This window comes from Bradyrhizobium sp. CCBAU 25338 (assembly GCF_028128965.1).
GTDB lineage: Bacteria > Pseudomonadota > Alphaproteobacteria > Rhizobiales > Xanthobacteraceae > Bradyrhizobium > Bradyrhizobium liaoningense.
The window spans coordinates 363,921-389,470 of the sequence record NZ_LFKY01000003.1 but is presented as its reverse complement, the minus strand read 5'-3'; the positions used below and the strand labels follow the sequence as shown (position 1 = coordinate 389,470).

The following is a 25,550-nucleotide window of genomic DNA, read 5'->3' as shown; positions in this document are numbered from 1 at the left end:
GTCCAACCCATGGCGTTCGGTAGCCGCCCATCTCCGCGAAGCATCGCCCCGACGGAGCAAGCGGCTTCGTGGGAAGCGCCGCGGGCTGCGAAGCTGAAGCCTGACGGCACCGGGCCGGCCCTGATCAGGGGATCGTTGACCGTCTCCGGTACGCTCTCCTTTCTGCGCGAGAACGGCCGGCGCATTCTGACGCTGGCCGTGGCGCTGTTCGCCCTCGGCATCGTCGTCCTGATGGTTCTTCCGGTCCGCTACGCCGCGACGGCGCTGGTCGTGCTCGATCCCCGCGAGCTGCGCGTGACCTCGGATCAGGAGGTGCTGCCCGGCATCGGCCAGGATGCCGCGGCGCTTCAGAGCCAGATCGAGATCGCAAAATCCGACGGCTTTCTCCGCCCCCTGATCGAGCAGCTCAAGATCGCGGACGACGAGGATGTCGCCGGCGGTTACACCGACATGACGCGCGTGCTCGAAAGATTCCGCAATCGCCTCGAGATCACCCGCCGCGGGCTCACTTACGTCATTGCGATTTCCTTCACCTCGAATCGCCCCGAGCGGGCCGCTTATTACGCCAATGCGATCGCAGAGGCATTCGTTGCCAGCCAGGGCCGCGTTCGCACCGAGGCAACCGACGAGGCCGCCGACTGGCTCAAGGACCGGTTGAAGGCGCTGAACGAGCGCCTGCGCGCGTCGGAAGATGCCGTTGCCGCCTTCCGGCTCGAGCACAACATCGTCAATGCCGGCAAGGAATCCACCACGCAGCAATTGCGGGTGACCGATTTGACCCAGCAGGTCTCCGCCGCCCGCGCGCGCACCGAGGAGGCCAAGGCGCGCTACGAGCAGGTGCAACGCGACCTCAAGGCCAATGTCGAAGGGCCGGTGAAGCAGGATCTGCTGAGCATGCTGCGCGCGCAGCGCTCGACCTTGAACGACCAGATCGCGCAGAAGAAGGCGGTATATGGCGATCGCCATCCCGACCTCGCGATCTCCTACAGCCAGCTCGCCGACATCAACCGGCAGATCGAGATCGAGCGGAAGAAGAACATCGACACGGCCAAGTCCGAATATGAGGCCCAGCGCGAGCAGCAGAACGCGCTGGAGAAGCAGCTCAAGGCCGTCGAGACGAAGATGCTGGTCGACGGTCAGGCTCTCGTGAAGCTGCAGGAGCTGCAGCGCGACGCCGACGCCAACAGGAACATCTACGAGCAGTTCCTGTCGAGGTTCAAGACGACCAGCGAGCAGCGTCAGCTGCAGGCATCCCAGACCAAGGTCGCCTCGATCGCCATTCCGCCGGTGCGCTCGACGCGTCCGCCGCTCGCCTTGCTGCTCGCGGCGCTGGCCATCGGCTCGCTGTTGACGTCGACCGGCGCCGTTGCGGTGATGACGAGCGTGTCCGCCGACGAGCCCGCGTCCGTTCAGGCGCCAGCATCTGTGGATGCCGAGGGGGCACCCGATCGGCAAGTCCAGCCACCGCCCGCCGCCGTGCCCCGGCCCGAGCCGATGCCCAGCCTTCCTGTCTGGGTTCGTATCCCCGAGCTGGCATCCGGAGCCGGGATCAGCACTGTCTGGCAAAAACCGGTGGCCACCTCGGCCGAGCTCGATGTCGGCACCCATCTGCGGCCGCTGCTCGAACGCATCGACCGTGTGCCGGTGCGCGGCTGCAAGGTCGCGCTGGTGTTGTCGGTCGGCAAGAGCGCCGGCGGCAACACGGTTGCGCGCTCCCTCAATCGCGCCGCCGTGAATCGGGGCATGATGAGCGTGCTGATCCGGCTCCAGCCGGAATTCGCAAGTCACCAGCCGCCGGTGACCGAATGGCACGACGGCTCGACCACGGCGTGCCTTCAATCGATCGAGGAGCTCCTGAGTGCCGGCCGTAAGCCCGATGCGAGGCCCGAGGACGACATTCGTTCGGAGTTCGACCTGATCATCGTCCACGCCGGCAATCTCGCCTTGCAGCCTGACGCCATCGCCCTGGCCGCGCATGCGGACCTGATCGTCCTGGTGGCGCGCGCCGGCGAGCTCGGTTCAGCCGCGATGCGCAGGGTGACCGCGGCGCTGTCAAAACATGCGGCTGTGCCAACCGGCCTCGTCGTCAATCATGTGCCCGCCGGTTCAGTCGCGCCTCAGCCCGAGGGTGGCGCATTGGGCCTTGCGGTTTGACGACGACGACGCGGTGGCGGTGATGTTGCTGTCGCTCTGACGAGCAGGATCCGCTGCACGATATCCGCAACCTGCCTCACCCGATCAGGGCCGGTGATCCCGCCGATCGGTTTAGCGTCCGCCTGCGAGCGGCCCAACGCGGAGCCGGCCAGCATTGGCTTGGCGATCATCGCATTGTCATGCTCCGGTCATCTTAGCTGCATCGTCCGTTGCTTTTTTCCCGGCGCGCCAGAGCCTCTTCGGTTCCGATGACATCGGAACGGCGCTCTGGATTGTTGCTTGACGCGTTCTCTTGACGCGAGCCGGACGTCACGTCGCTCGAGAACGCTCTGGGGAGAGCTGACATGCAACTGGTCAAGACGATTTCGGCCGGCCGCCGGCTGGTCCTCAAGGGCCTCGCGGCAGCAGCCGTGGTGCCGCTTGCGGCACCGGCGATGGCGGCCGAAGGCCTTCCGGCGCAGCCGACCGGCTCAGTGGCCGCTGTTGCCACCGACAAGGCCTATTGGACGGCTGTGAAGGGGCTCTATGCCGTCACGCCTGATGTCGTCAATTTCGAGAACGGCTATTGGGGCATCATGGCCGAGCCGGTGAGACGCGAGTTCATCCGCCAGTCCGACATGGTCAACTATCAGAACACCTATTATGCGCGGCTGCGCGCGGGTACGGATTTCGAGGCCGTCCGCGCCAAGGTGGCGGAGGCGGTCGGCGCGGCACCCGAGGAAATCGCGCTCACCCGCGGCGCGACCGAAGCGCTTCAGCTCCTCATCGGCGGCTACAACAGGCTGAGGCCCGGCGACGGCGTGCTCTATGCCGACCTCGACTATGATTCGATGCAGTATGCAATGAACGCGCTGAAGGCGCGCCGCGGCGTCGACGTGGTCAAGTTCGATGTGCCGGAGCCCGCTACCCGCCAGGCGGTGCTCGACGCCTATGCCCGCGCCATCGAGGCGAACCCGAAGACGAGACTTCTCCTCCTGACCCATGTCGGCCACCGCACCGGCTTCGTCATGCCGGTCGCCGAGATCGCCCGCATGGCGAAGGCCAAGGGCATCGACGTCATCGTCGACGCCGCCCATTCCTGGGGACAGATCGACTTCCGGGTGGGCGAGCTCGAGGCGGATTTCGTCGGGTTCAATCTGCACAAATGGATTGGCGCGCCGGTCGGCGTGGGCTTCCTCTACATCAGGAAGGACCGCCTCGCGGCCATCGATCGCGACATGGGCGACGAGGATTTTCCGCAAGAGGACATCCGCTCGCGGGTGCATACCGGCACGGTCAATTTCGCCACGGTGCTGACGGTGCCCACGGCCGTGGCGCTGCATCAGCAGATCGGCGCGGCGGCCAAGCAAGCCCGCCTGCGTTATTTGCGCGACTACTGGGTGAGCCGCGTCCGCGGATTCAAGGACATCGAGATTCTGACGCCGGATGAAGCCGGCTCATATGGCGCGATCACGTCCTTCCGCCTTGCCGGCAAGACCAGCAAGGTCGACAACGACGCGACGGTGGCGAAGCTCAGGGACGGTCATAAGATCCTGACGGTGCGCCGGGCCGGCGTCGCCAAAGGCCAGTGCATCCGTGTGACGCCCGCCCTCTACACCGACGAGGCCGACCTCGATCGCCTCGTCGAGGCGCTGGCCGTCATCACCGGCACGAAGACGGGGTGAGACTGGCGGATAGCAAACCAAACTTGAGAGCAGTCTCGTGCGGCCATTCGAGACGCCCGCTCAGGCGGGCTCCTCAGGAAACCGCAAAGCGCCTCAGATCAAGCCTTGCCACATGAGCTGTTGCTCTGATGCAAGCTGGCGACGTCGGCACGGCCCTGGCTCTCCGTGACCTGGATCAACGTGATTGCACCGGGGGTGACGATTCCCATCTGCGGTTGGGCGGAGAGGTAGGTGGTGCTGCCGGCACGCAGATCGAGGCTCACCTTCTCACTTCCTTGCCCGAACAGGTTGCTGCTCAGCGGAAGATTGTTGACTGCAACCTCGTGGCGGCCCGGAGGCAGCTCGCAGGCGACGAACCCCGCGGCCTGGCTCCCTCCAATGACGCGTCCATCGACCGCATAGCTTGGCTGGACTGCGAAACCCAGGGCGGATGAGCGATAGACCACCAGCCGTGCGGTATTTGCACTCACGTGTTCTGTCAGCGCCGCGCTGCCCATCGGCCCTGACGCACACCCCGCAAGCAAGAAAGCCGCAACGAAGATCCCCGGACGCAAGCCCATCCCAACCCCCTGATTCAGTCCAACAGTCCCCAAGGGATCATTGGCGGGGGTGGTGCACGAAGTCAATCGCGACTTCTGGTCGTGCCGCGCCGGTCCATGTCACCGCCACCCCAACGCCGGCGCCACGTGCGTCAGGATCGCCTCGATCGCATGCGCGCAATAGGCGACGCCAAGCTGGTTCGGGATCGTCAGCAGCAAGGTATCGGCCTCGGCGATGGCCTCGTCCTGGCGCAGTTGCTCGATCAGCACATCCGGCTCGGCGGCATAGGAGCGGCCGAAGATGGCCCGGGTCTGCGGATCGATGAAGCCGATCTGGTCTTCGCCGCCGCGCTCTCCGCCGAAATAGGCGCGGTCGCGATCGTTCATCAGTGCGAAGATACTGCGGCTGACGGACACGCGCGGCTCTCGGGTGTGGCCGGCTTCTTTCCATGCCGCGCGATAGGCTCGGATTTGAGCGGCCTGCTGCACGTGAAAAGCCTCGCCGGTCTCGTCGTTCTTCAGCGTCGAGCTCTGCAGATTCATGCCGAGCTTCGCCGCCCACACCGCGGTCGCGTTCGAGCCGGCGCCCCACCAGATGCGTTCGCGCAGGCCCTGCGCATGCGGCTCCAGGCGCAACAGCCCAGGCGGGTTCGGAAACATCGGCTGCGGATTGGGCTGGGCAAAACCTTCGCCGCGGAGCAGGTCGAGAAAGACCTCCGCATGGCGCCGGCCCATGTCGGCATCGCTCTGGCCCTCGGCCGGCTGATAGCCGAAATAGCGCCAGCCGTCGATCACCTGCTCCGGCGAGCCGCGGCTGATGCCGAGCTGCAGCCGGCCGCCGGCGATGAGATCGGCGCTGCCTGCGTCCTCCACCATGTAGAGCGGGTTCTCATAGCGCATGTCGATCACGGCCGTGCCGATCTCGATCCTGCTGGTCCTGGCGCCGACGGCCGCAAGCAGCGGGAAGGGCGAGGCCAGCTGCCGCGCGAAGTGGTGGACGCGGAAATAGGCGCCGTCTGCGCCGAGCTGCTCCGCCGCAACGGCAAGCTCGATCGATTGCAGCAGCGTGTCGCCGGCGGAGCGGGTCTGCGATTGCGGCGAGGGCGTCCAGTGCCCGAAGGAGAGGAATCCGATCTTTTTCATGGGCGTCATTTAATGACGCACGGGACGGCGTCAACCATCTGCACGGATGCCGGTGCTCTGCGGCTGAGACATTGCGAAATGTTCGGCGCGCTCCACGAGGAGATCCAGGAAGGTTCGCGCGCGTGGCGACATCCACTGCGTCTCCGGATAGACCGCGTGCAGCGGCAGCGCGGCGATCGTGTAGTCGGGCAGCACATGCTCGAGCTCGCCGCTGCGAAGGCCGTCCGCGGCATTCCAGTCGGGCAGGACCGCGATGCCGAGATGATGCATCGTCGCCTCCTGCATCGCGTCGGCATCGTCGACATGAATGGGTCCGTTGATGGACGCGACGTGACGGCCATGCTCGGATTCGAAGGCCCATTGATGCGCCGGCGACATCCTGGAATAGACGATGCACTGGTGCGAGCCGAGATCGTCGGGCGTCCGCGGCAGCGGGCGGCCGTGCAGATAGGTGGGCGTCGCAACCAGGTAGCGCTGCACGGTGCCGAGCCGGCGGGCGACCAGCGTGCTCGCCTCCAGGTTACCGATCCTCAGGGCAATTTCGATACCTTCCTCCACCAGATTGACGAACCGCTCGCTGAAGCGGATGTCGACCCGAACCTCAGGATAGTGACGCACATATTCGGCGATGACGGGCATCATGTAGCGCCGTCCGAACGATGACGGCACGCCGATCCGCAGCGTGCCGGTCGGGCGGGGCGTGGCCTGTTCGACGCTCGACCGCGCCATGTCGAAACTGTCGAGGATCTGCCGCGCGACATCGTAGATCCGGTGCGCCTCGGCCGTCGGCTTGAGCGTGCGCGTCGTGCGCGAGAACAGCTGCGTGCCGAACTCGCTCTCCAGCAGCGCGATGCGCTTGCTGATCGCGGGCTGGCCAATGCCCAGCTCCTTGGCCGCCGCCGAGAAGCTGCCGCCTTCGAGGGTGCGAACGAAAGCGCGGAGGCAATCGATCCGGTCCATGATTCATTCCGATCTGGAATAAATCATATCCCATATATTCCGTAGTGCGCAACATCTCGGACGGCTAGGCTTCCTCAAAACAAGCAACCGGGGAGGGAGTCCACGTGGCACGCCATATCGGAATTGTCGGCGCCGGCATCGCCGGCCTGCATCTCGCGCTCTACCTGCAAAAGCACGGCGTGGATGCCACGGTCATCACCGACCGGCCGCCCGAGGACTACCGCAACATCCGGCTGCTCAACACCGTCGCGCATCACCACGTCACGATCGCCCGCGAGGACTATCTCGGCGTCAATCACTGGACCGATCCGAAGGATCACTATTATTACCACGACCACGTCTTCAATTTCCCGCAGCCGCTGAGATTTCGCGGCGATTTCTCCAAACCAAGCCGCGCCGTCGATTACCGCATCTATCTTCCTGCCCTGATGCAGGACTTCACGAAGCGCGGCGGCAGGATCGAGTATTGCCGCATCGAGGAGCGCGACATCCGTCCGCTGGTCTCGCGCTTCGATCTGCTGGTCGTCTCCACCGGCAAGGGGCCGCTCGGCCAGCTCTTCACCTACCGTCCCGAGCACACGCCCTATTCGCAGCCGCAGCGGCGGCTGTGCGTCGGGCTCTACACCGGCGTGCGGCAGCCCGACCCCATGAACGTCACGCTTTCGGTCTCTCCCGGGCATGGCGAGATGATCGTGATCCCGACCATTACGTTCGGCGGGATTGCCAATGCGCTGCTGATGGAGAACGTCCCGGGTGGCGACATGGAGGAGCTGGCGACGCTCAGCTACGACGACAACCCGAAACACTTCCTGAAGGTATTGCTGGGCAAGCTGGAGAAGCATCACCCGACCACTTACGACCGCATCGATACCGCGCGCTTCGATCTCGCGCAGCCTCAGGATCTGCTGCAAGGCGGCGTGGTCCCGACCGTGCGCAACACGGTGGTCGAATTCGACGACGGCAAATGCGCGATCGCGCTCGGCGACGTCCATGCGATCGTGGATCCCATGATGGGGCAGGGCGCCAATGTCGCCTCCTATGCGGCCTTCGTGCTCGGCGAGGAGATCGTCAACGCCGATGCGCTCGATTCGCGCCTCTGCGAGAAGATCGATCTGAAGCGGCAGGACCGCGTGCTGGCGGCCTCGCGCTGGACCAATGTGATGCTGCAGCCGCCGACGGAAGCGCTGGGCATGCTGATCGGCGCGATGAGCCAGACCCCCGCGCTGGCGAACGAGTTCACCGAGAATTTCAACTATCCGGACCGGCAGTGGGATCGCATATCCACGCCGCAGCGCATCCAGGCCTGGATCGAACGCATGTCGGCGCCGCCTGAGCCCGTCAGGGCGATAGCGTGAAGTCGATGCGAAGCGGAGACTGAGATGTCGCGCGTCAATCCCGCCTCGTTCCGCGAGGCCGCGTCGCGCTTTGCGACCGGCGTCGCCGTACTGACCGCGTTGGACGAGCACGGTTGTGTCTGTGGCATGACGGCGAACAGTTTCGTCACCGTCAGCCTTTCTCCACCAACCGTGCTGGTTTCCGTCATGCCCGGCCGTATGCTTCGGGCGATCTCGGCGACCGGACGTTACTGCGTCAACGTCCTGCCGGATCACGGCCGGGATCTGTCGCGGCATTTTGCGAGCCAGCCGAACACCGGCGCGGCGCCGCATTACGACATCGTTGACGGCCTGCCGCGCCTGTCCGGCTGCATGGCCTGGTTCGCCTGCGAGGTCACACGGCACGTCGAGGTCAGCGACCACACGCTGATCATCGCTGAAGTCTCGGGCTGCGACCATCGTGACTCCACGCCACTGGTGTTCTTTTCAAGTCGGTATCATCTCGGGCCGGGCGTGCCGGTGGATCGGTGACGGAGCCGTGACGCCTCAGGCGTCCTCTCCTCACCATCTGGGGCGTTCTCCGTCCTGAGAGCGGCATCGCCGGGGGCTTGATCTAGATCAAGCGTCACGCGCTTTGTGGCACCTAGCGTCAAGGTTGTGTGCAGAGGAGGGAAGGCAATGCGGATATCCCGTCGCCAGGCGACCATTGGCGGTCTAAGTCTCTTTGCAGGGTCATCATTCGGCACATTGGCCCGCGCAGAGTTCGGCGACATCTTGCGCGACTTCGGTGAAGGAGTGGAAGAGTTTGCCGTGGCCCAGGATGCCTACATCTACGGCTATCCGCTGGTGACCATGGAATATACGCGAAGAGCCATCACGAATGTCGCGAGCCCGGTGGGCAATCGCGCGCCGATGGGCCAGTTCATCAAGTTGCGCCAATATCCCGACGCCTCGTTCCGCGATGTGACCGCGCCCAATGCGGACACCCTCTACACGACGGCATTCATCGACGTCGAAAAGGAGCCGTGGGTCCTCAGTATCCCCGACATGAAGGACCGCTATTTTCTGTTTCCGATGCTGGACGGCTGGACCGACGTGTTTCAGGCGCCCGGAAAGCGAACCACGGGGACCGCTGCGCAGACCTACGCCATCACCGGGCCGGGCTGGAAGGGTGCGCTCCCCTCCGGCGTCAAGGAGTACAAGTCACCAACCAGCCTCGTGTGGATACTCGGACGGATCTACTGCACGGGAACGCCGGAAGATTACGCTGCGGTCCATGCTGTCCAGGACCAGTGCAAGCTGGTCCCGTTGAGCAGCTACGGCAGGCCCTATACGCCGCCAGCCGGCGAGGTCGATCGATCCATCGACATGAAGACCGCCGTGCGCGATCAAGTGAATGGCTTGGATACCATCGCCTATTTCACACTCCTGGCGCGGCTCATGAAGGCGAATCCGCCGGCCGCGGCGGATGCCCCCGCGCTCGCCAGGTTTGCACGGATTGGCCTCGTCGCCGGACAGGAGTTCGATCCGAGCAGATTGCGCAATGCGGACTTTGCAAAACGTGTCCCGCAAATCGCCTTCGATCGCATCATGCTTCAGTTCAAGGTCAACAAGGAGATCAAGGATATCAACGGGTGGGGTTACACGACCAAAACCGGGATCTACGGGACCGACTATTTCATGCGGGCATTCGTCACGGCCGTCGGTCTCGGCGCGAACCGGCCGCAAGATGCCGTCTATCCCAGTTCGCAGAAAGATGGCGAAGGCAAAGCTTATGACGGAGCCGCCAAGTACGTCCTGCGTTTTGCAAATGGACAATTGCCGCCTGCGCGCGGCTTCTGGTCGCTGACGATGTATGACAGCAACTACTTCTTCGTGGCCAACCCGATCAACCGCTATTCGATCAGCGCCCGGCAGAATCTGAAATCGAACCCGGACGGCTCCATCGACATCTATATCCAGAAGGACTCGCCGGGAGCAGACAAGGAATCCAACTGGCTCCCGGCTCCATCCGGCAAATTCCAGCTGATGATGCGCTTGTACTGGCCGAATGAGAAGAGCCCCTCGATCATCAACGGCACGTGGAAGCCGCCACCGGTGAAGAAACTGGCTGCGGTCGTACAGCGCTAGAGCGGAATGGCTTCAGGTTGAATCGATCGCCGCGGCTCCTTCACCTCTCCCGCTTGCGGGAGAGGTCGGCGCGAAGCGCCGGGAGAGGGCTTTCTCCTCTTGGGGATTGTCCCGTTGGGGATACACCCTCTCCCCGACCCCCTCCCGCGCGCGGGAGAGGGAGTGCACCTCCGTCGTTGCAGCGATCAAGCCTCATCTCATCACGTTCTATGGCGCATCCGGCTTTGCATTGATGCCCGGCCGTGTGGACCAGGCCGTGACACCTCAGGCGTAGGCCACCCAGCCGCGGAAGGCGAAGCCGGCGTAGAACAGGGTGGGGTCGGAGAAGCCGGCCTCGCGCAGAATCGCTTCATCCTGCGCGGGCGCGAGAATCTGCAGATGGTTGGTGACGGCATCCCGCGCGGCCGCCGCCCGGTCTGGCTCGACGCCGGATGCGGCCAGGAACGCGGAATAGCGCGACAGCCACAACGGGCGTTCCTCCTCGCCATGGGGCGCGCTCAGATGCACGACCACGAAAGGTGCGCGCGGCTTGAGCCGGCGGCGCACCTCCGTGGCGATGCGGCGCCGCTCTTCGACGTCGACGAAGTGCAGGGTCAGCAGGCAGGTGGCGCCGTCGAACGGCCCCTCCGGGGCATCGTCGATATAGCCCTGATGAAAGCGTGCGCGTGGTGCGAGTTCGCCCAGCGTCTGGCCGGCGAGCGCCAGCATCGCCGCGGACGGGTCGACGCCGTCGAAGCTCCAGGCGGGGTGCGCTTGCGCAAAGGCCTTGAGCTCCAGGCCGCCGCCGGCGCCGAGGACGAGCACCCGCGCATCGCCGGGGACGCGTTCGGCCAGGAGAATCGCCGCCATCGACTGCATGGCGTCGTAGCCCGGTACGAAGCGCCGCGGCCCCTCGGTGTATCTCGCCACGAACTGCGGATCGGAGAATGCGGCTTGAATGTCGGTCATGATGTCGTCCCCGTGAATGGCGCCATTCACGCGCGATGCGCGCTGATGCCGTGGATCTTTCGCGACCCGAGCCGCTTGCGCAGGTCCTCGCCGAGCATCGCCAGCGTCACCTCGCCGAGGCGCGACAGCAGCAGCGCCTCCGCATCGTGGAAGGCCTGATCGAGCGCGGCATTGACCGCCTGCTCGACGAGACAACCCGGCGCCTCGGTCCGGTTGCCCATCGCCAACAGCGAGGGACTCCCGAGCGCAATGTAGATGTCGCGAAGCGTCACCTTCGAAAGGTCGCAGGCAAGCCGCCAGCCGCCGCCATGCCCCTTCTCGGAGCGGACGTAACCGAGATCGCGAAGCCCCGCCATGATGCGCCGGATCACCACGGGATTCGTGGTCATGGCTTTCGCCAGCGTCTCGGACGTGAACGGCCCAGGCTGCTGCGCCATGTGCAGCAGGACGTGGAGCACGCCGGATAATCGGGAGTCGCGTTTCATGTAACTTTATATGTTACATATTGGGGCGAAGGTCAACCGACTTGTGCATGTCGATCGTGCCATGGTGCCTCAGTCTGAATTATGCGGTGGATCTGTGCCCGAGCAGCTACCCCAACTCCATGTTGGAGGAAATCATGTCAAGGCGCTCAGATCTGCCAGGGCGCGGACTCCTGAACCGGCGCCGCATCCAAGGCGCGCAGTCGGCAACGGCCGGGCCCTCGCCACTACTTTCCGTAATGATAGCGAGCGACTCCATCCTCTGGATATTTCGCAAGGAAAGCGCACAACTCAACTTCCGCGCCTGCCACGCCGTGCGATAGCGCGGCATAGACCAGCTCCCACCTGCGGCAATATTCCAGCTCCTCGGCGTCAGCTACAGTCCGTTCGCATCGCAATTCGTAGACTATAACTTCCTCGGCAAAGCCCTTCGGCTTGATGCGATCGACGCTGCGGAAGCAAAACTGGGATTCTGCGCGCTGCTTGACCGCCGAGCTGACCAGGATCGATGTTCCGTAACTCCTGTTGAGCCTCTCGAGGCGCGACGCCAAATTAACAGTCGATCCAAATGCCGTGTAGTTCATGCGATCCTGGGAGCCGACATTCCCCACGACGGCATCGCCCGTATGCAATCCGATTCGAGTTCGATAGGCAGGCCATCCGTCCCGCTCAAACTCCGCATTCAGCCGCGCGTTCGCACGCTGAAAGGCGAGCGCGGCGGCGCATGCATTTGCAGCGTGGTTGGGATCATCGCCCGGCGCGTTCCACATGGCCATTATGGCGTCGCCGATGAACTTGTCGACGGTGCCGAAGTGGCTCATGATCTCGTGCGACACGGCGGCGAAATAGCGCGACGTATACTGCATGACCTGAGTCGGGTCGGCCCTTTCCGTGATCTCGGTAAAGCTCACGACGTCGGAAAACATCAGGGTGATTTCCCTTCGCGTGCCACCGAGTTGTAGTGGCGTCCCTGTCTCGATCAGCCGTTCAACCAGCCGCCGCGGCACGAAGCGTGAGAATGCCTCTGTCATGGTACGCATCGTCGAAACCGAACGGCCGAGTTCGTCGATCTCGCGGATCAGCGAGCGCACCCGCGGCGCACTAGAGGGTTCGAATTTCTGGATCCGATCGGTTTCGGCGGCCAGATCCCGCAGCGACTTGGAAAGCATCGAGCCTATGAAGAACACGATGGGAACCATCACCGCCACGAACGCGCCCGCAGTCATGAACAGCCGCCTGCGTTCGGATAGAATGCTCGCAAAGAACTCGTCGACCGGCGCCAGCACGGCAATATGAAGATTTGCCGGACCTGAATTCGGAATTGGCTGGAACGCAGCTGCATAGCGCCGACCCGCGGGATCGCTAAAGAACTGTTGCGATTTGGAATCGGCGCGCCAAGCCCTTATCGCCCGAAGCACGCCGGCCATATCCGTTTCGCGAAGGTGAGGAATGGTTTCCGAACCCTCGCGTTCCAGCAGCTCCGACATTTGCGGATGGGCCAAGATGCGATCCTCGCCGTCGAACAGAAAGGCGACAGCCGATGGCGTCAGTTGCTCGCGCTTCAATAGCTCCTGCGCGACGTTCAGCAACAGATCGCCCGCGATTACCCCGCCTCTTCCCTGTTCCAGCGGGAGACGGACGGTGTAGCCCTGCTTTCCGGTTGCGTAGAAAACATAGGGCCCGGTTAGCGTACTGCCGTCGCGACGCTCTGCGTCCTTGTACCAAGGCCGCTCGCGCGGGTCGTAGTCAGGAGGCCCTGGCAATTCCCGCACGGTCTCGAGCCCCTCGGTCAGAAATCTCCGCCGCGACTTAGTGCTATCTGCGTCCGATCTGGAAATAACAACGAGCCGAAAGGCGGCCCCGGCAGGTGCTTCCAGCCGCGCGCGTGCCTCTCCCTCGACGGTGCTGATCGCGTCCATCTCTATGAAGGACCCGTCGCTGTAACCGATATAGAGATTGAAGAGCTGGCTGTTGCTCTTGAGCATGGCTGCGAGCAACGCGTTGAGCTGAGGGTTGTCCTCAATATCGGCTGAAGCGACCGACGGCAAAGCCCTCAGCGTGGCAAGATTCTCCCGTACGAGCCTCAACTGCGAACCAATGCGATCCGCGGACAATTCGGACACTTTGCCGATGAATTTGCTGGCGGCCGAGTCCGTCGCGGCGGTGATCCGCGCAAAGCTCAGATATACAAGCGTCAGACCGATGGCGAGAACGACAACCACGAACAGCGAAATGATGGAGGCCTTGAATCCGACCTGAATGTTGCCGTTCTTCGAAGATGCCATCGGGTCTCCCTGAGAGGACGATGCGGCCGGGCCACTGATTGAGGTTCAGGATCCTGGCGGCTCGTTCAGTATCTCCGCGCAATGGGCCTTGCCGACGCAGGCTCGGGCGGTGCAGCTGAAATCAGAAACGAGAGCCAGGTATTCCAGCCCTCGGGTCGGTTCTGCGCCGCAAACTCCTTGTAACCCTTCAGATTGATGTAGCCTTGCATGTTGCCGACCGGAAACAGGAAGCCGATCTGCGGGCCGACACCTGCCACACGAGACCGGAAGCCGCCCAATGAAGGCGGCGCGCCGAAATCGTCGGTAAGCTGCTGCAGATAATAGCCGGCGACGCCAACCTGCAATTGCTTGGTGAAGAAGTGAGACGCGCCCCAGTCGAGATGGTAGTCGATCCCATTCTGATACTGGGTCGACGTGTTCTTGAAGTTGTAGGTCGCTCCTGCGACCGCTGAGAATTCATTCCCGGTTTGCGGATTGAAGTAGGTGTACCCCGCCCCGAAATCGATCGCGCCATGGCCGAGGCCGAGGTTGGCAAGCCGGTTCGGATCGTAGTCGCCGACGGGGATGGCTCCTGTTCCGTAAACCATGAGATTGTGCACGCCCATATTCCATTTGAGCGCGATCTGCGGGATCAGATCACTGTAGGATGTGAGTTCCTGAGTCCGGTTCAGGGCGAGCGTGTTGCCGAAGGGGCCCGTCAACGAAAGCGCAGCGGAAGCCTCACTTCGCCCAGCAACGCCGAGCAGAGTTGCGGACAGCTGGCCGCCGAGGACCGGAGTTGCAAAAACATAGGTTGGGCCAAACAGTCCGAGGTCGCCTGTCCCGGCGATGCCCACATCGACTCGACCGCCGCGCGGAAACGCGGCGCCCGCCCCCGAACTGACGTCTGTATGGTAGTAGACTGTCGCCCACGACCATCCGGGCACACTCGGTGTCGCGGCGAGACTGCCGAAAAAGCCCGGAATCCAGAAGCTGACGCCGCTTTCATCTGCGAATAAGGGCTCCGGTCGCGCCAGCAAAGCCGCACCCAGGCCAAACATCGACAGGGTGATGCTCGCGAGCCGTCGATTGCGATTCATGCCTTCTTCCATCGAAGGATGGTTGTCGTTGCCGAAATCTACTTGTCGGGTCGGGCTTCCGGAAACTTCCACTTTCCGTTCAAGATCTCCGCCCGCGGCCGGTAAAGCCGGACCATATAGTTCCAGCCCTTCATGATGGGCAGGCAATTGGGAATCTTTCCGTCACAACCGCCGAATTGCACGGATACTGAATTGTCTTCGTTCTTTCGTGCCGTGATGTTGTTGAGCGAATAGGCGTTGTACTGGTTGGGCTCGAAATAGCCTTCCGCGTTGTACAGGCTTATCGACCAGAACCCGTCCACCGGCACGTCCTTCACGTTCAGCCTGTAGACGGTCGTGCCATCGTTACGGGCCGGGACGACGTTGAGGTAGAGCGCCTCCTTTGGAGGATTTGCCCCCCAGCCAAGGGCAGCGCCGATCACGAAGCGGAGCGGATCAACCTCCGCCTTGCGTCCATACATCCGGCTCGTATCGGGAAGTGTGGTTCCCAGCGCCAGCAATGCATCACGCACCTTCTTCTGGCTTGCTTGGTCCCAGTCGGGAATCTCGAACTTCCCCGCCTGCTTTTGGGACACCTTGATCGCGTCCTGCAGCGCGTGCACCTCCTTGAGGTCCTGAGGATCGGCCGGATCGACGAGCGTTCGAACGGCGGCCAAAGCGTAACGTGTGCCAACATCCTTTCGTGTAAGCGTGATGGAGCCGGGCTTGTAGAACACACCAAAGGTGTACTGGTCTTCGTCGATCACTTGTAGCGACATGAATCGCTTGCCAGCGTTCGGCAGCGTTATCGTGACGGGCCCGGCATCGAGGTCGAACACGGCGGCCGAATAGAGCGTGTCTCGGTTGAGACGGATGATAGTCTGCTTGTCCAGCGGCGCGGGCGAACGGGTATGGTCGAATTTTCCAAAACCACCGTTCTTCACGACGCCCCCGAAATACAGATCCGATTCCGCGCGGGCAAAGTTCTCGGGCGTTACCAGAGCGGGCTTATGTTCTGCGGGGAATCCGCCTTGCGCCATACCGAACTGCACCGACGTGATCATTACTGCAAAGACAGAAACGCGACCGATCTTCATGCCAATCTCCTTACGCTCAGACAACGCGCTGCAACGGGGGCTGCTTCCATTGACCTTTCAAAGCCTCTGCTTTGGGCCAATATATGCGAAGCGTCGTCCAGAACGGCCCCTTGGGGCAAGGCAGCCAGTTCGACTCGCGATCCGCTCCGGGCGGTTCATTCTGAATGTAGAGTGTGTAACCGCCATCGGGATCGCGCTTGAGGTTATCGAGCATTGTCGAATTGATCAGATAACGGTTGATCTTGTTGGCGTAGAGCAGGCTCGACGGCAGCTCGTACATCGTGAGGGACCAGAAGGCATTGGCTGGCGGCAATTGTCCTGACTTGAAGCGAAGCACGTAGCGGCTTGCACCGTTGAGCATGCCGCCGTCTGCATCCCGGAAATAAGCCGGGTACATCGCCTCGTCCTTGGTGTTGCCGTAGATGCCCAGCACGGCGGATGCCATCCGGGCCATGTAGTCGTTCTTCAGCATGGCCCGCGTACCGAATCCGTCCGCCGCGGTGCGCTTGCCGGTATCAACCTCCTTCGCCTTGAACTCGGCAAACGCCTTCCAGGCGTCTGCCATTCCGTCCGTCACGGCTTTGCGCATTTCGGGCGATAGACTGCCTGGATCGAAGTTCTTTCCCGCCCCGATGTTCAGCTTCGCAAAGCGAGCCATCAGGGATCTTTCGGACGGATGCGTCGGGCAGAACTGCAGCAGGAAGTTCAACAGAACGAAGAACTCGGGCGAGCTCTTTTGCGCGTCTTGCACGAGTGGTGCTGGAAAATGGGTTGCGGACATTGGGGGCGGAGCCGGCTGCCCCAGAAAGCTGGATAGCGTCTGGACCTTGTAGCCAGCCTGAACTCGTTTGACACCATCGAGGTCGGATGAGTCGAACAGCTGTGTCCGGTAGAGCACCAGATTGAGCTCGGTCTCGGAACGGATGACCGCCTTGATGCCTTTCGGTCTCTCGCCTTGCCATCGTGGGCCGGCCAGCAGGAAACTTCCGGGATCATTGCCCGTGGCGCGGCTTCCTACATACGCGAAGTTGAAGGTGTAGAGATCTATGAACTGCAGTGAATAATACCGCCTCTTCTCAACGGCGGGCACTGTCAGCACCAGCGGCTCGGCACGCAGGTCTGCGCCGAGCTGAGAGTATGGGGTATCGGAATTGGGTGTCTGGATCGCCTTGTCGTCCGGGGTAAAGACGCGCGCGACGTTGTTGATTGTATTCCACGGCGCCTTGAACTCGGGATCGTCGCGATCGACGAAGTACGACCTCATGATGCGATAGTTTTCCAGCATCGGCACGCCGTAGATTGTCGCTTCCCTGGCGATCACTCGCGCATCGCTCGGTGCAAGGGATGTCGCCGCGGCGGCATTCGTGTTGGCGCTGACGGATATAGCAGCCGTCCCGAGTACAAAATCGCGACGAGTTAAATGCGTTGTCATCACTCGAACCCCCTCTCCTCCGAGCTGCAGGCACCCTTGAGTTTAACGACCTCAGAATGCAAGATTGTCCGAAATCGGACAAAGGGTGAGAGCTTGTGAAAAAAATATCTAAGGTTGAGTCCGAGAAGATCGCAGGCTCGTCAGGCTGGCTCACCCGGGTGCCAAGCAAGTTTCGGGCGGACGTGCTGGATCATTCGGTATTGATTCAATTGAAAAAGGGAGAGGTGCTGTTTCACGTTGGCGATCCGCCCGGTGGAATTTACGGGCTCGTGGCTGGCACCATTAGCGTCAGTCTGGCGCCCCTCGATCACGCACCGCGCTTGATGCTGCTCGGTATACCTGGCCACTGGACGGGAGAGGCTTGTTTTCTAACAAGGAAGCCACGACGAGGAGAGGTGAGAGCTGCCCTTGATACGACGCTGTTGCACGTGCCGCTCGATGCGCTCGACCGAATGGCGGCGAAAGACCCCACGGTCTCGCACCACATCGCGCAAATCCTGATGATGAGCGTCGAAACTTTGCTCGAGGTCGTGCATGACTTGCAGAAGCCCCAGGCAGATCGTCGCATCGCCTCGGTCTTGCAGCGGACGATAAGAATTGGTGAAGTCCCTCTGCCCTTGACTCAAAGCGAGCTGGGCATCATGGCCAATGCATCACGCAAACAGGTGAATGCCGCATTGAAGCAATTCAGGGACGCTGGCTGGCTCACGCACACCTATCGCTCGATTATAGTAAGTGACGTCAATGCGCTTCGCCGATATGCCGAAGCGGAGACGAATGATTGAGCTTCGCGGCTTGCGGCTGACTTCCGCACTGCCTTGGAAACTCGACGTCTATCAGCACAGCGAACCGGGATAGGAAGGCACTTTGAGCGCGGTGCGGGCAAGGCAAAGCCTGCTGCGGTTATTTCGCAGATGTTGCTGGGCTGCCAGGTGAGCAGGCGATCGGAAACGCCATCTCCTGCTGACCGTGTCGCGCCGGGCGGACCGATGAGGCCCGTACGCGAGAAGGAGATTGCGACGTCTTTCGGGCGGGCTCGCTAAAGAAGCGCCTTCGGCAACAACATGTGGATGCCCTTGTTGCCGTCGACAAGTTGCGTGACACGCAGATTTCCGGCGAGCGAACACAACATGTAGGCCTCGTTGCGTGTGCGGTTGGTCCGGGCGCAGACGTGCTTGACCATTTCCCGAACAGCCTGCTTGGCGGCGTCGTCGAGGTCCTCATCGAGGCCGATCGACATGAGGTGCGTGGCGCTCTCCGCAAAAGGCCATTTGATATCCATGTCCTTGCGTACGGTCAGACGGAAGGTTCCGGTGACGCCGGTCTCGAGCGCGGTGATGCAGACTTCGCCGTCGCCCTGCACGCCGTGGCCGTCGCCGGCGAAGAACAACGCTCCCTCGTTGAACACCGGGAGATACAACGTCGTGCCGGCTCGAAGCTCCTTGTTGTCCATGTTGCCGCCGAACGCGCGCGGAACGGGCGACCCGCAGCGGCCCCAGTTTGGTGGCGGCGCCGTCGCAATGATGCCGAAGAACGGGTCGAGCGGGATTTCCGTGCCCCATGGCATGATGCAGATCTCGCGCTTGCGGTCGATCACCGGGTGGATCGTCTCGTAGTCGGTGAACTCGTCCGGCAGCGTTCCAAGCAGCGGCAGGATCGAGACGAAACCCCAATCCTGGCGAACTTTCACGTTGAGGATGTCGACCTGGAGCGTGTCGCCGATATTGGCGCCCCGTACGTAGACAGGTCCGGTAATGAAGTGAGGCCCTGGCCCAGGCTGCATGGTCTCGAGGGCAAGCCGATAGTCTTCCGGAACCAGCGAGAGGTCGTCTGGAAGCGTCTCCTTCCCTCCCGCCGGGAAGCTATGCAGCGTTACGCTGTCGCCGGAGTTGATTTCCAGCACAGGTGGTGTGTTGCAGTCCAGATACCCCCAAACCATGTTTTCGGGCGTGCTGGGTATTTCGTGGCGGCGCTGCATTGGACAACTCCAGGCGTAGCGTTTCAGGACACTCTTTTGTTCAAGGTCGGCGCCGGATCGCCACGGTGCGACCGGCAAAATCGCCCTTGGATGTTCTAGGCGGCGGCGATCCTTCGGCTATACTTGACCTCAGGCCCAGCGCGGCGCACGGCGGTTAAGCGCCGTGCAAATGGCGGGCCGATGGAGAGATCGATGAGGCGATCCCGGTTTACCAAGAATGAGATCATTCATCTCCTCGCCGAGGCGAGTTCCGGGGTGCCGATTGCAGAAATATGCAAGGCCGCCGGCATTACCGAGCGCACGTTCTACCGCTGGCGTCGTAGCCTCGGCGGGCTCGACGTCCACGCGGTTCAACAGATGAACGAGTTGAAATCGGAGAATCTGCGTTTGCGCGGGCTCGTGAGCAATCTGTTCGAATTGCTGCGCAACACGGACACCGAAAAGAGACAGGGCGTGACCGCAGTCGCGCCGCGAGAAGGCACCCGCGCCAGCCGGATTGCGGCCGAGAAGTGCGGCGGCGCGCTGACTGGCCGCTTCTCCTCGGTGCGTGTCAATCCGTAACGCGCACGACAGCGCGGCCCAGCGTACACGACAGCTTGCAGGCGAAGCGGTGCTTGACGAGTTCCCGTGCTGCCTTCTGCAAAATCTTTGTGCAGCGATAATGTCAAAAATGACGAAATCGACGACAGTCGGATGTTGATTTCGGCAGCGCGATTGCGCAACGGGCAATAAAACAGCATTGCCAGGTCAGCCGCTTCCTCTCTGTGTCAATCGCGCGACATATTCTAATGGCGGTTTAAATCGCGCGCAAAATGCGTCGCTTATTTCGGCTTGATGAGCGGAGGTCGACACCTAGTCTTTGGGGCTGCCTGTCAGCAGTTCTGGAGAAATTCGTGCCATGACCGAAAATGCTCGTCCTCCGGCCACGCCGAGTGGTCGTGTGCTCAGCCGCCGCAGTTTCCTTGCCGCCTCATCCGCGCTCGCTGCCGGTGTCGGCGCCACACCGCTGCTCGGATCCCGCGTCGCGTCCGCGGCCACGCTCAAGACCGTTCGCTTCAGCGAGGCCGTGCACAATCTGGGTTACATCAATCTCTACGTCGGCATGCATGCCGGCATCTTCAAGAAGAACGGTCTCGACATGAAGGTGAGCGCCGCCGGCGGTGACACCCAGACCTTCGCGGCCGTGCTTGGCGGTTCCGCAGATTTCGCGATCGGCGATGCGACGATGGCGCAGATCTCGCGCGAGAACGGCGGCTCCGGCGTCGTCGTGGGGACGGTCGTGCAGCGCGCGCACTATTTCGGCGTCTCCAAGACGCTCAAGCCGATCACCGATCCGAAGGAGTTCAAGGGTCTCAAGATCGTCACCTCGCCGGAGCCCAACACCAATTTCAGCGTCACGAAGCGGATGCTGGAAAAAGCCGGCCTGAAACTGGGCGCGGACGCGACGATCGTCCCGGTCAATCCCGGCACCGAGATCGCGGCGATGCTGGCGGGGCAGGCGGACATGGCGGTCGCGTATCAGCCGAGCGTCGCCGCCGCCGAGGCGCAGGGCGCAAAAGTCGTGTTCGACTTTTCGAACTATGTCGGGCCGTTCTGCAACACCGGAATCATGGTGCTGCCCTCGACCATCCAGAAGGATCCCGAGATGGTGCAGGCGCTCGTAACCTCCTTCGAGGAAGCGTCGCGCAAGACCTACGCCGATCCCGCCTTTGCCAAAGAGGTCGCACGGAAGGAATTCCCCGATCTACCCGGGGAGGTCGTCGACAAGGCGATCGACGCCGAGCTCAAATACCTCATTCCGGCGCAGTCCGTCATCACCAAGCCGGACCAGTGGAAGAACCTGATGGACATGCAGATCTACCTCGGCAACGCCAAGGGATCGATCCCGTTCGAGCAGATCATCGATAATTCCTTTGCCGAAAAGGCGATTGCCAGCCTGAAATGATTGTTGAGGCCGCCAAAGACACGAGGCATGGCGAGGGCGAGGCCGTCAACGGCGCTGCCCTCCCGCTGATGGTCGAGCACGTCGCCAAAGGCTACGACCTCGATGGTCGGATCGTGCCCGTCATCGCCGACCTCAGTCTCACCCTGCGCAAGGGAGAGATCGTCAGCATCGTCGGACCGTCCGGCTGCGGCAAGACCACGCTGCTCAATACGCTGTGCGGTCTGCTGGCACCTGATGCTGGCCGCATCCGTTGGCATGGCCGGCAAGTGTCCGGTCAGCCGCAGAACGTCGGTTACATGCTGCAAAAGGACCTGCTGCTGCCGTGGCGGACTGCGCTCGGCAACACCATGCTCGGCCTGGAGATTCGCGGCGTGGCCGCCGCTGAAGCGGAAGACCGCAGCCGGGCCATGCTCGATCAGCTTGGACTGCACGGGTTCGCAGATCATTACCCCTCGACGCTGTCTGGCGGCATGCGGCAGCGCGTGGCGCTGGCCCGGACCCTTGTCAACGACCCGGACGTGCTGCTGCTCGATGAGCCATTCGCCGCACTCGACTTCCAGACCAAGCTGTTGATCGAGAACGACATGGTGGACCTGGTGCGAAAGGGCGGCCGCTCGATGCTGCTCATCACCCATGATGTCGAGGAAGCGGTTTCGCTGGCGGATCGCGTCGTCGTGCTGACGCGGCGGCCGACCCGGGTGAAGGCGACCTACCACATCGAGTTCGGTGTTGGCCGATCCGACGTGATCTCGCTGCGCGAGCGACCGGACTTCAGCCAATATGTTCGGCGCATCTGGGCCGATCTCGACGTCGCGATCCAATGACGACAGGTATCGAGACCAGCATGGCTGATGCGTCGAAGCCCATCGGAAGCGCTTCCGCGCAGTTGGCCCGCGCAAGGTGGAAGAGACTGCGCGACGGCATCGCGGTGCTGGCGACTCAAGTGCTCGTCCTGGCCGCTCTGCTCGCATTCTGGGAGTACGTAACGCCGAAGGGCAGCCCTGCGGCTTTCATGTTCGGATCTCCGTCGGCGATCGCCGGCTTTCTGGTGCAGATGGCGAAGGACGGGAGCCTGTGGCGCGATGCGGCAATCACAGGCATGGAGACATTGCTCGGGTTCTTCCTGGGCAATCTGGTCGGCACCTTGATCGGCCTCTCGCTCTGGTATTCGCGATTCGTCTCCCGCGTCGTCCAGCCGTTCGTCATCGCGCTCGGATCGATCCCCATCATCGCGCTCGCACCCATCGTGATCATCTGGTTCGGCACCGGACTGATCTCGAAGGTCGCAATGTCGACCCTGTCGGTGGTGATCGTCGCGCTGGTGACGTCCTACAAGGGAGCGATCGGCGTCGATGGCGACCAGATCAACCTCATGCGAACGCTGGGCGCCTCGAAGTTTCAGATCTTCCGGAAGCTCGTGGTTCCGGCATCGCTCACCGACATCTTCGCGGGACTGAAGCTCACGGTCGGCTTCGCGCTGATCGGCGCAATCGTCGGCGAGTTCATGTCGTCGTCGGAAGGGTTGGGACACGCGATCTTCAAGGCCGGGTCGCTTTACATCATTCCCAAGGTCTTCGCGGCGCTCGTCGTGACGATCGTGCTGGCGCTCGTCCTGACGTATCTCGTCGGCAAGATCGAACGGCTGCTGATCCCGTGGCGGCGGCAGGCCTGACTTCAAGCCATCATCACATACGGAAAGGCTCACGGAGAGACCATGTCCAAGCGCATCAGCAAGGTCGGCAACATCAAATACGCGCTATCCGGCGACGACAAGTTCATCGCCAGCGTGGAACCCGGTGAAACGTTCGTGGTCGAATGCGCCATCAACGCCAATGACGGCACCATCCGCCATCTCGGACAGCAACTGACCGAGGCTGACGTGACGATGCCCTTCGTGAACGGCGTCACTGGTCCGATCGAGGTGCGTGGAGCAAAGCCAAGTGACATGTTGCGCCTCGACGTCGTGGATATGCAGCTCGACAAGCTCGGCTTTACCGCGCTCTGGCCGGGGATCGGCATGTTCCCGGATTGGGTCAGGCGCAAGGAGTTCGGCATCCAGACACGCGTCGTCGAAGTCAAGGAAGGCCACGTGCACTGGAACCAGCATCTCCGCCTTCCGGTCAAACCGATGATTGGCGTGGCCGGCGTCGCGCCGGTGCACGGGGCGGTCCTCACCGTCGACAACGGCCCGCATGGCGGCAACCTGGACGTCCAGGAGATCACCGCGGGCAACAGCATCTTCTTCCGCGTCAACAAGGATGGCGCGCATCTTTTCCTGGGCGATTGCCATGCCATCCAGGGCGACGGCGAATGCAACGGAATGGGTGCGATCGAGATCGCTGCCAATCTCACGGTCAAGGTCTCCCTCGCGAAGGCCCCCGCCCGACTGAACCATCCGCGCATCGAGACGGCCACTCACATCTGCACGCTGGGATGCGCGCGCCCGCTGGAGGACGCGATGCGCATCGCGTTCGAGGAAATGGTCTACTGGATGGAGGACGACTGGAAGATTCCGGCTGCGGAGGGATACATGCTGCTCGGCCAGATTGCGGAAGCCCGCTGCACGCAGGTGGTCAATCCGAAGTACACCTACATTTGCAAGATCGAAAGAAGCGTGCTCGAGCGGTACTACGGCTGAGCGGTCGTCAGCCGGTGTGCGCACCAGTGACTGACGTTCTGAATCGGCCCCAACAACTGCCAGGGTCAACCTGGAAGACCGAAACAAATCTTGCCTTGAATGCCGACTGCGAGCGGACATGGAGTTCGATCGCTGAGGGCCGGCCGAAGTGCGGAAATATGCCACCGGTGGCACACTGCGGCCGGCTTGAAAGGCATCCGGCGCTGCCGGCGCATCGTGTTCAGGGCGGCGGGAGTGCTGCCGCCTTCGCAAGTTCGTCAGCGGGCACGGATCTGTTGGACCGTACGAATACAATGCGGGAGATTGCTGCTATTTCTGCGTCAGGTCGGCCATCTTGACCAATGAGGATAAGTCCGGCCCCGCCATTGGCTACATTTAGAATGACTGGCTCGCCGCTCCACGTCTTGATTGGCTCCATTCCGATGATGAGAAATTCACCCATGGGTTGGTCCAGATACTGAAGCCTCAGTTGTGGACCGACCTCCGCAGCCGCAAGTTCAAAACCGAATAGCTGGGCGCGCTCATAGATCGCAGCCAGAGTTACAACATCGGTTCTGAAGCCGAGTTCGACCGCCGATACAGCGACGAGCTCCACGTCTGTTTTCGTAGAACCAACGACAAAGGCCGGTCGAGCGAGAATTTCCGCAGCGAGCCCTCCGACGCCGCAGCCTTTCTTGTCCAGCGCGCTACGGAGAGCGAACGAGTCTGCAAAAGTCCCCAGCGCAACCGTTTTCCACGTTGGGACATCGGTGGCGGATCTGACCGGCACCTGCGGCACGCCAGTCGAAGGAGCTTTCTTGAGCGTCAAATGGTTCTGCAAGACATCTCGTGCAGTGCATTGCGCCCGAGCTTCACTCGGGAGTTGGAATATGCACACCGCGCAGAGCATCGCGCAGACAAGACGGCGGCTGCGATGCCCCCTTGTCGAACGATCATGTCGTACGCGGCAATCAACTTTCTGATGAAAAACTAAGCCCATGGCAGCCTCTCTTGTGCAAGGCGCGCGCTTATCGACGATCAGAAAACTGCGTCAGTATCGTTCCGCCAGAACGGCTTCGGCCAACAACGACCACCAACCGTAGGGCAGGCTTCGGTTGAAAACGCGATGTCGGTCACATCATGGCCCCGGGGGATGAAGCAACGGATCTCGATCCGCAGCGCCTCGCCGAGCGTCCAATCGTGCAGGCTGCCACTTTCTGGGCTCTCGAACCAGCTATTAAGTTCGGGGCGGCTCCGATCATGCGCGTGCGCCGCGATGGACCATGCCAGCAGTACGATTGCCGCCCTGATGGCGGCCATCAGAATTGTCTTCGTCACTGCAATCTCCTCAAGCAGACAAAGAGATTTTGCGCCGCGACTTCCGCAATCAGAGTAATCGAACCACCGGCGGCCCTGATATGAACCGCTTCACATGACGCGCCAACTCCAGACCAGCTGCTCCTGGAGTCTTCGGCTGCTGCTATGTCTGCGATGCGGAAACCAAGGTTCAATCATCAGCGACATTGTATCGCTGTCCTGATTCCCCGCGGCGAACGCATTCAAGGTACGTCGGGCATTGTTACCTTGTGCCCTCCGTTCTCCCCACTGACTCGGAGGTGGGTCTCTTTGAGCCCGGTGCCTGGTTCGCCAGAGTAACTGTCCTAATTTTGAAGCCCCTGGCATCCGCAAAGCAGACATCGGAAGGTCCGTTGGGGGACACATTAGGAAAAGCTCAACGCGAGCAATTCCGGTCCGCTAGACCCCGTGAGGCGAACCTCAAGGGG

General features: G+C 62.2%; 23 protein-coding genes. 11 read left to right on the top strand and 12 right to left on the bottom strand.

Annotated elements, in window-relative coordinates; genetic code table 11:
* Positions 1–9: 9 nt before the first annotated feature.
* Both ACM42_RS07060 and ACM42_RS07055 read left to right on the top strand, forming a co-directional pair.
* On the top strand, positions 10–2,154 hold the full coding sequence (locus ACM42_RS07060; protein WP_271527209.1) for a GumC family protein: 2,145 nt from the start codon (positions 10–12) through the stop codon (positions 2,152–2,154).
* A 344-nt stretch (positions 2,155–2,498) separates the two neighbouring features.
* On the top strand, positions 2,499–3,818 hold the full coding sequence (locus ACM42_RS07055) for an aminotransferase class V-fold PLP-dependent enzyme (protein ID WP_271527208.1): 1,320 nt from the start codon (positions 2,499–2,501) through the stop codon (positions 3,816–3,818).
* A 98-nt stretch (positions 3,819–3,916) separates the two neighbouring features.
* Here ACM42_RS07055 and ACM42_RS07050 read toward each other — a convergent pair whose 3' ends face one another.
* The 3 genes from ACM42_RS07050 to ACM42_RS07040 all read right to left on the bottom strand — a co-directional run bounded on the left by ACM42_RS07050 (position 3,917) and on the right by ACM42_RS07040 (position 6,460).
* The gene (locus ACM42_RS07050) at positions 3,917–4,378 is read right to left on the bottom strand and encodes a DUF2846 domain-containing protein (protein WP_271527207.1); all 462 of its coding nucleotides are present in this window, start codon (positions 4,376–4,378) and stop codon (positions 3,917–3,919) included.
* A gap of 99 nt (positions 4,379–4,477) precedes the next feature.
* Entirely contained in the window at positions 4,478–5,500 is a 1,023-nt protein-coding gene (locus ACM42_RS07045; RefSeq protein WP_271527206.1) for an LLM class flavin-dependent oxidoreductase, read from the bottom strand.
* Between the two features lie 30 nt (positions 5,501–5,530).
* On the bottom strand, positions 5,531–6,460 hold the full coding sequence (locus ACM42_RS07040) for a LysR family transcriptional regulator (RefSeq protein WP_271527205.1): 930 nt from the start codon (positions 6,458–6,460) through the stop codon (positions 5,531–5,533).
* A gap of 104 nt (positions 6,461–6,564) precedes the next feature.
* On the opposite strand from ACM42_RS07040, the gene styA reads away from it, so the two are divergent.
* From styA to ACM42_RS07025, 3 genes are all read left to right on the top strand, one after another.
* Positions 6,565–7,815, top strand: a complete 1,251-nt coding sequence (gene styA / locus ACM42_RS07035) for a styrene monooxygenase subunit StyA (RefSeq protein WP_271527204.1) — start codon at positions 6,565–6,567, stop codon at positions 7,813–7,815.
* 24 nt (positions 7,816–7,839) lie between these two features.
* Positions 7,840–8,325: a styrene monooxygenase NADH-dependent flavin reductase subunit StyB gene (gene styB, locus ACM42_RS07030; protein ID WP_271527203.1), complete on the top strand. Its 486-nt coding sequence runs from the start codon at positions 7,840–7,842 to the stop codon at positions 8,323–8,325.
* Between the two features lie 147 nt (positions 8,326–8,472).
* On the top strand, positions 8,473–9,924 hold the full coding sequence (locus tag ACM42_RS07025; protein WP_271527202.1) for a DUF1254 domain-containing protein: 1,452 nt from the start codon (positions 8,473–8,475) through the stop codon (positions 9,922–9,924).
* 264 nt (positions 9,925–10,188) lie between these two features.
* On the opposite strand, the gene ACM42_RS07020 is transcribed toward ACM42_RS07025, so the two are convergent.
* The 6 genes from ACM42_RS07020 to ACM42_RS06995 all read right to left on the bottom strand — a co-directional run bounded on the left by ACM42_RS07020 (position 10,189) and on the right by ACM42_RS06995 (position 17,226).
* Positions 10,189–10,872, bottom strand: coding sequence for a class I SAM-dependent methyltransferase (locus ACM42_RS07020; RefSeq protein WP_271527201.1), 684 nt, complete (start codon positions 10,870–10,872; stop codon positions 10,189–10,191).
* A gap of 26 nt (positions 10,873–10,898) precedes the next feature.
* A complete protein-coding gene (locus ACM42_RS07015) occupies positions 10,899–11,357 on the bottom strand; it encodes an Rrf2 family transcriptional regulator (RefSeq protein WP_271527200.1) in 459 nt (152 codons plus the stop codon).
* Positions 11,358–11,581: 224 nt separating this feature from the next.
* Positions 11,582–13,639 (bottom strand): adenylate/guanylate cyclase domain-containing protein, encoded by a 2,058-nt coding sequence (locus ACM42_RS07010; RefSeq protein ID WP_271527199.1) that lies wholly within the window; start codon positions 13,637–13,639, stop codon positions 11,582–11,584.
* Positions 13,640–13,704: 65 nt separating this feature from the next.
* Positions 13,705–14,679 carry a SphA family protein gene (locus tag ACM42_RS07005; RefSeq protein ID WP_271527461.1) on the bottom strand — a complete coding sequence of 325 codons (975 nt, stop codon included), beginning with the start codon at positions 14,677–14,679 and terminating at the stop codon, positions 13,705–13,707.
* Between the two features lie 77 nt (positions 14,680–14,756).
* Entirely contained in the window at positions 14,757–15,737 is a 981-nt protein-coding gene (locus ACM42_RS07000; protein ID WP_271527460.1) for a DUF1254 domain-containing protein, read from the bottom strand.
* Positions 15,738–15,810: 73 nt separating this feature from the next.
* A complete protein-coding gene (locus tag ACM42_RS06995) occupies positions 15,811–17,226 on the bottom strand; it encodes a DUF1254 domain-containing protein (RefSeq protein ID WP_271527198.1) in 1,416 nt (471 codons plus the stop codon).
* A gap of 95 nt (positions 17,227–17,321) precedes the next feature.
* Between ACM42_RS06995 and ACM42_RS06990 the strand changes: the two genes are divergently transcribed.
* Complete coding sequence (locus ACM42_RS06990; RefSeq protein ID WP_271527197.1) at positions 17,322–18,011, top strand: Crp/Fnr family transcriptional regulator; 690 nt, start codon at positions 17,322–17,324, stop codon at positions 18,009–18,011.
* A gap of 254 nt (positions 18,012–18,265) precedes the next feature.
* Here ACM42_RS06990 and ACM42_RS06985 read toward each other — a convergent pair whose 3' ends face one another.
* Positions 18,266–19,204: an acetamidase/formamidase family protein gene (locus ACM42_RS06985; protein ID WP_271527196.1), complete on the bottom strand. Its 939-nt coding sequence runs from the start codon at positions 19,202–19,204 to the stop codon at positions 18,266–18,268.
* A 192-nt stretch (positions 19,205–19,396) separates the two neighbouring features.
* Between ACM42_RS06985 and ACM42_RS06980 the strand changes: the two genes are divergently transcribed.
* From ACM42_RS06980 to ACM42_RS06960, 5 genes are all read left to right on the top strand, one after another.
* Positions 19,397–19,765, top strand: a complete 369-nt coding sequence (locus tag ACM42_RS06980) for a transposase (RefSeq protein ID WP_271527195.1) — start codon at positions 19,397–19,399, stop codon at positions 19,763–19,765.
* A gap of 337 nt (positions 19,766–20,102) precedes the next feature.
* A complete protein-coding gene (locus tag ACM42_RS06975) occupies positions 20,103–21,149 on the top strand; it encodes an ABC transporter substrate-binding protein (RefSeq protein WP_271527194.1) in 1,047 nt (348 codons plus the stop codon).
* Complete coding sequence (locus tag ACM42_RS06970) at positions 21,146–21,973, top strand: ABC transporter ATP-binding protein (RefSeq protein ID WP_370116240.1); 828 nt, start codon at positions 21,146–21,148, stop codon at positions 21,971–21,973. The genes ACM42_RS06975 and ACM42_RS06970 overlap by 4 nt, the downstream gene beginning before the upstream one ends.
* A 20-nt stretch (positions 21,974–21,993) precedes the next feature.
* Entirely contained in the window at positions 21,994–22,821 is an 828-nt protein-coding gene (locus ACM42_RS06965) for an ABC transporter permease (RefSeq protein WP_370116238.1), read from the top strand.
* A gap of 42 nt (positions 22,822–22,863) precedes the next feature.
* Positions 22,864–23,787 (top strand): acetamidase/formamidase family protein, encoded by a 924-nt coding sequence (locus ACM42_RS06960; RefSeq protein ID WP_271527192.1) that lies wholly within the window; start codon positions 22,864–22,866, stop codon positions 23,785–23,787.
* Between the two features lie 220 nt (positions 23,788–24,007).
* Here ACM42_RS06960 and ACM42_RS06955 read toward each other — a convergent pair whose 3' ends face one another.
* Both ACM42_RS06955 and ACM42_RS06950 read right to left on the bottom strand, forming a co-directional pair.
* The gene (locus ACM42_RS06955; protein ID WP_370116234.1) at positions 24,008–24,607 is read right to left on the bottom strand and encodes a hypothetical protein; all 600 of its coding nucleotides are present in this window, start codon (positions 24,605–24,607) and stop codon (positions 24,008–24,010) included.
* A gap of 197 nt (positions 24,608–24,804) precedes the next feature.
* Positions 24,805–25,104, bottom strand: a complete 300-nt coding sequence (locus ACM42_RS06950; RefSeq protein WP_271527191.1) for a hypothetical protein — start codon at positions 25,102–25,104, stop codon at positions 24,805–24,807.
* Between the last annotated feature and the right edge of the window lie 446 nt (positions 25,105–25,550).

Coding starts and splice junctions, on each gene's coding strand:
- ACM42_RS07060 (WP_271527209.1), top strand. CDS start 10: ATGGCGTTCGGTAGCCGCCCATCTCCGCGAAGCATCGCCCCGACGGAG.
- ACM42_RS07055 (WP_271527208.1), top strand. CDS start 2,499: ATGCAACTGGTCAAGACGATTTCGGCCGGCCGCCGGCTGGTCCTCAAG.
- ACM42_RS07050 (WP_271527207.1), bottom strand. CDS start 4,378: ATGGGCTTGCGTCCGGGGATCTTCGTTGCGGCTTTCTTGCTTGCGGGG.
- ACM42_RS07045 (WP_271527206.1), bottom strand. CDS start 5,500: ATGAAAAAGATCGGATTCCTCTCCTTCGGGCACTGGACGCCCTCGCCG.
- ACM42_RS07040 (WP_271527205.1), bottom strand. CDS start 6,460: ATGGACCGGATCGATTGCCTCCGCGCTTTCGTTCGCACCCTCGAAGGC.
- styB (WP_271527203.1), top strand. CDS start 7,840: ATGTCGCGCGTCAATCCCGCCTCGTTCCGCGAGGCCGCGTCGCGCTTT.
- ACM42_RS07025 (WP_271527202.1), top strand. CDS start 8,473: ATGCGGATATCCCGTCGCCAGGCGACCATTGGCGGTCTAAGTCTCTTT.
- ACM42_RS07020 (WP_271527201.1), bottom strand. CDS start 10,872: ATGACCGACATTCAAGCCGCATTCTCCGATCCGCAGTTCGTGGCGAGA.
- ACM42_RS07015 (WP_271527200.1), bottom strand. CDS start 11,357: ATGAAACGCGACTCCCGATTATCCGGCGTGCTCCACGTCCTGCTGCAC.
- ACM42_RS07010 (WP_271527199.1), bottom strand. CDS start 13,639: ATGGCATCTTCGAAGAACGGCAACATTCAGGTCGGATTCAAGGCCTCC.
- ACM42_RS07005 (WP_271527461.1), bottom strand. CDS start 14,679: ATGTTTGGCCTGGGTGCGGCTTTGCTGGCGCGACCGGAGCCCTTATTC.
- ACM42_RS07000 (WP_271527460.1), bottom strand. CDS start 15,737: ATGGCGCAAGGCGGATTCCCCGCAGAACATAAGCCCGCTCTGGTAACG.
- ACM42_RS06995 (WP_271527198.1), bottom strand. CDS start 17,226: ATGACAACGCATTTAACTCGTCGCGATTTTGTACTCGGGACGGCTGCT.
- ACM42_RS06985 (WP_271527196.1), bottom strand. CDS start 19,204: ATGCAGCGCCGCCACGAAATACCCAGCACGCCCGAAAACATGGTTTGG.
- ACM42_RS06980 (WP_271527195.1), top strand. CDS start 19,397: ATGAGGCGATCCCGGTTTACCAAGAATGAGATCATTCATCTCCTCGCC.
- ACM42_RS06975 (WP_271527194.1), top strand. CDS start 20,103: ATGACCGAAAATGCTCGTCCTCCGGCCACGCCGAGTGGTCGTGTGCTC.
- ACM42_RS06970 (WP_370116240.1), top strand. CDS start 21,146: ATGATTGTTGAGGCCGCCAAAGACACGAGGCATGGCGAGGGCGAGGCC.
- ACM42_RS06965 (WP_370116238.1), top strand. CDS start 21,994: ATGGCTGATGCGTCGAAGCCCATCGGAAGCGCTTCCGCGCAGTTGGCC.
- ACM42_RS06960 (WP_271527192.1), top strand. CDS start 22,864: ATGTCCAAGCGCATCAGCAAGGTCGGCAACATCAAATACGCGCTATCC.